This window comes from Mesorhizobium sp. M7A.T.Ca.US.000.02.2.1 (assembly GCF_003996995.1).
Classification (GTDB): Bacteria; Pseudomonadota; Alphaproteobacteria; order Rhizobiales; family Rhizobiaceae; genus Mesorhizobium.
This window is the reverse complement of sequence record NZ_RZTT01000531.1, coordinates 1-3,498: the sequence shown is the minus strand read 5'-3', so window position 1 is coordinate 3,498 and position 3,498 is coordinate 1. Positions and strand designations below refer to the sequence as shown.

Below are 3,498 nucleotides of genomic sequence, written 5' to 3'. Positions count from 1 at the left end.
ATGCTCTCCGGATCCCGGATCGTCAGCGTATAACGAGGCTCCAGGAAGAAATAATTGAAAGCAAGGGCGCTGGCGAAACAAGCGTACAGAGCCGGCCACAGACCGCCGGTTACCGCCGATGCCAGTACGCCGATGAGAAGAATGATCGCCAGGTTGCGAACGTCGAGAAACTGGTCGAGAACGACGGCGAAGGCGAGCGAACCGATGACAAAGGCCGTGGCCTTGAGATAGGGCCAGATCTCGAACTGCCACTGCTCGTCCGCCGCCTTGACACTCCTCGACGTCACCTCGGCGTTGCGTTCGGTTCCTGAAATGACATGGACGCTGATATCGCCGGCATTGCGGATGAGATCGTAGGTGAGCGAGCCTTCGATCAATTCCCGCCAGCGGGACCGGGTCGGCCTGCCGACCACGATATGGGTGAAATTGTTCGCCGTCGCGTGGCGAACAATGTCCTGCGCGATGTTCTGGCCGGGAATGGTGGTCACCTCGGCGCCGAGCTGTTCGGCAAGCCGCAGGTTCGTAGCCAGCCGATCCTTGTCCGCTTCGGGCATGCTGGCCGAGCGAGGGCTGTCGACATGCAGCGCCGTCCACGGGGCACGGAGCCGGTCGGCCAGCCTGCGCGCGTAGCGAATACGCGCCGCCCCGCCCGGACGCGCGTCGACGCAGACGAGAACCCTTTCCCCCGCGGCCCACGGTCCGGGAATGGCGTGGGCCTGCATATGGATCAGCAACTGGTCGTCGACGCGCTGCGCGGTGCGCCGCAGCGCCAGTTCCCTGAGCGCCGTCAGATTGCCCGGCGAGAAATAGTTCTCGATCGCGCGCTGCGCGGTGTTGGGGAAATAGACCTTGCCTTCCTCGAGCCGCTTGATCAGGTCGTCGGGGGTGAGATCGATGATCTCGACATCGTCGGCTTGGTCTATGATGGAATCGGGGACCGTCTCGCGAACCCTGACCTTGGTGATCTGGGCGACGACGTCGTTCAGGCTTTCGACATGCTGGATGTTGAGCGTCGTGTAGACGTCGATGCCGTGCGTCAGGATTTCCTGGACGTCGAGATAGCGCTTGGGATGGCGGCTGCCGGGCGCATTGGTGTGGGCGAGTTCGTCGATGAGAACCAGCGCCGGGCGCCGGGCGAGGATGGCGTCGATATCCATCTCGTCGAGGATGCGCCCCTTGTAGTCGACCTTGCGGCGGGGAATGACCTCATAACCCTCGACCAGGGCCAGTGTCTCCTTGCGCCCATGCGTCTCGACGACACCGATCACCACATCCACGCCGTCGGTCAGCCTGGCGCGGCCCGACATCAGCATCTCGTAGGTCTTGCCTACGCCGGGAGCGGCACCCAGGAATATCCGCAGCCGGCCGCGACCTTCCCGCTCGGCATGGTCAAGCAGTGCGTCGGGAGAAGGTCTGGCGTCGTTGCTTCTGTCGTCCGGCATCGGGATCGATCATGGATGGCGCCGGGGATACTGTCGATCCCCGGCCCGCACCATTCACTGTTTCGCGGCGTCCAGCGCAAGGTTGAGACCGAGCACATTGACCACCGGTTCGCCCATGAAGCCAAGCTCCCTGCCCTCGACTTGGGCATCGACAAGCGCCTTGACCTTGGCTTCATCGATCCCCCTGGCCTTGGCCACCCTGGCGGCCTGGAAGTAGGCTGCTTCGGGACTGATATCGGGATCGAGGCCACTGCCGGACGTCGTCACCAGGTCCATCGGGACGGGCTGGTTCGGATTCTCCGCCTTCAGTCTTTCCGCGTCGCCCTTGATGCGGTCGATCAGCTTGGGATTGGTCGGGCCGAGATTGCTGCCGCTCGAGGCGGCGGCGTTGTAGCCGTCGCCGGCGGCCGAGGGGCGGCCATGGAAATACTTGTCGCTGGCAAAGCCCTGGCCGATCAGCTCGGAGCCGATAACCTTGCCATCCTTCTCGATCAGGCTGCCATTGGCCTGGCGCGGGAAGATCGCCTGGGCGATGCCGGTCATGCCCAAGGGATAGATCAGGCCGGTCAGGACCGTGAAGAAGACGATCATGATGATCGCGGGTCTTATCTGTTTGAACATGAGCGTAATTCCTTAAGCAAGGCCAAGCGCGGTGACGATCATGTCGATCGCCTTGATGCCTACGAAAGGCACGATGAGGCCGCCGAGGCCGTAGACGAGAAGATTGCGGCTGAGCAGCGCGCCGGCGCCGATGGCGCGATATTTGACGCCCTTCAGCGACAGCGGGATCAGCGCGATGATGATCAACGCGTTGAAGATGATGGCCGACAGGATGGCGCTTTGCGGCGTCGCCAGATGCATGACGTTGAGTGCCTGCAGCGGGCCGGTCGTCTGTCCCGGTGCGACGTAGAAGACGGCGAACATCGCCGGAATGATGGCGAAATACTTGGCCACGTCGTTGGCGATCGAGAAGGTCGTCAGCGAACCTCGCGTCATCAAGAGCGCCTTGCCGATCTCGACGATCTCGATGAGCTTGGTCGGATCACTGTCGAGATCGATCATGTTGCCGGCCTCGCGGGCGGCAACCGTGCCGGTGTTCATGGCGACGCCGACATCGGCTTGTGCAAGGGCGGGTGCATCGTTGGTGCCGTCGCCGCACATGGCCACCAGCTTGCCCTTGGCCTGTTCGTCGCGGATCAGCTTCAGCTTGTCCTCCGGTGTGGCCTGCGCGAGGAAGTCGTCGACGCCGGCTTCCGCGGCGATCGCCGCCGCCGTCATCGGGTTGTCACCGGTGATCATCACCGTGCGGATGCCCATGCGGCGCAGTTCGGTGAAGCGCTCCCGGATACCGCCCTTGACGATGTCCTTGAGGTGGATGACGCCGAGCAGGCGCCCGTCGCGTTCGACCGCCAGCGGCGTGCCGCCGGACTTGGCGATCTCGTCGGCGATGGACTGGAGATCGCGGATGGATTCGCTGCTTGGGCGCGTGCCATGGGCGGCGGCTGCCGACTGGTTGACATGGGCAAGCACGGAATCGACGGCGCCCTTGCGCACCGATGAACCATCGATGTCGACGCCGCTCATACGGGTCTGCGCTGTGAAGGGCACGAAAGTGGCGTGCAGCGTTGCCATGTCGCGGGCGCGGATGGCGTATTTCTCCTTGGCCAGCACGACGATGGAGCGGCCTTCCGGCGTCTCGTCGGCGAGCGAGGCTAGCTGAGCCGCGTCGGCCAGTTCCTGTTCGGTGACGCCCTTGACCGGGCGAAACTGCGTCGCCTGGCGGTTGCCGAGTGTGATCGTGCCGGTCTTGTCGAGCAGCAGCGTGTCGACGTCGCCTGCGGCTTCCACGGCGCGACCCGACATGGCCAGCACGTTGAATCGCACCAGACGGTCCATGCCGGCGATGCCGATGGCCGAAAGCAGCGCGCCGATCGTGGTCGGGATCAAGGTGACGAACAGCGCCACCAGAACGGTCACCGAGATATAGCCGCCCGAGTAGGAGGCAAAACTCGGGATCGTCGCGGTGGCCAGCACGAAGATCAGCGTCATGCCGACG

General features: G+C 63.9%; 3 protein-coding genes. All 3 read right to left on the bottom strand.

The window, feature by feature from the left end:
* Positions 1 to 1,442 (bottom strand): DUF4118 domain-containing protein (locus EOD15_RS30960; RefSeq protein WP_148129718.1); only part of this gene is annotated, 1,442 nt, incomplete at its 3' end.
* Between the two features lie 54 nt (positions 1,443 to 1,496).
* Entirely contained in the window at positions 1,497 to 2,063 is a 567-nt protein-coding gene (kdpC, locus tag EOD15_RS30955) for a potassium-transporting ATPase subunit KdpC (RefSeq protein ID WP_127321033.1), read from the bottom strand.
* A gap of 12 nt (positions 2,064 to 2,075) precedes the next feature.
* Positions 2,076 to 3,498 (bottom strand): potassium-transporting ATPase subunit KdpB (kdpB, locus tag EOD15_RS30950; protein ID WP_127409149.1); only part of this gene is annotated, 1,423 nt, incomplete at its 5' end.

What these genes read in the sequence shown, in the direction of transcription:
- kdpC (WP_127321033.1), bottom strand. Translation starts at nt 2,063, where the DNA reads ATGTTCAAACAGATAAGACCCGCGATCATCATGATCGTCTTCTTCACG.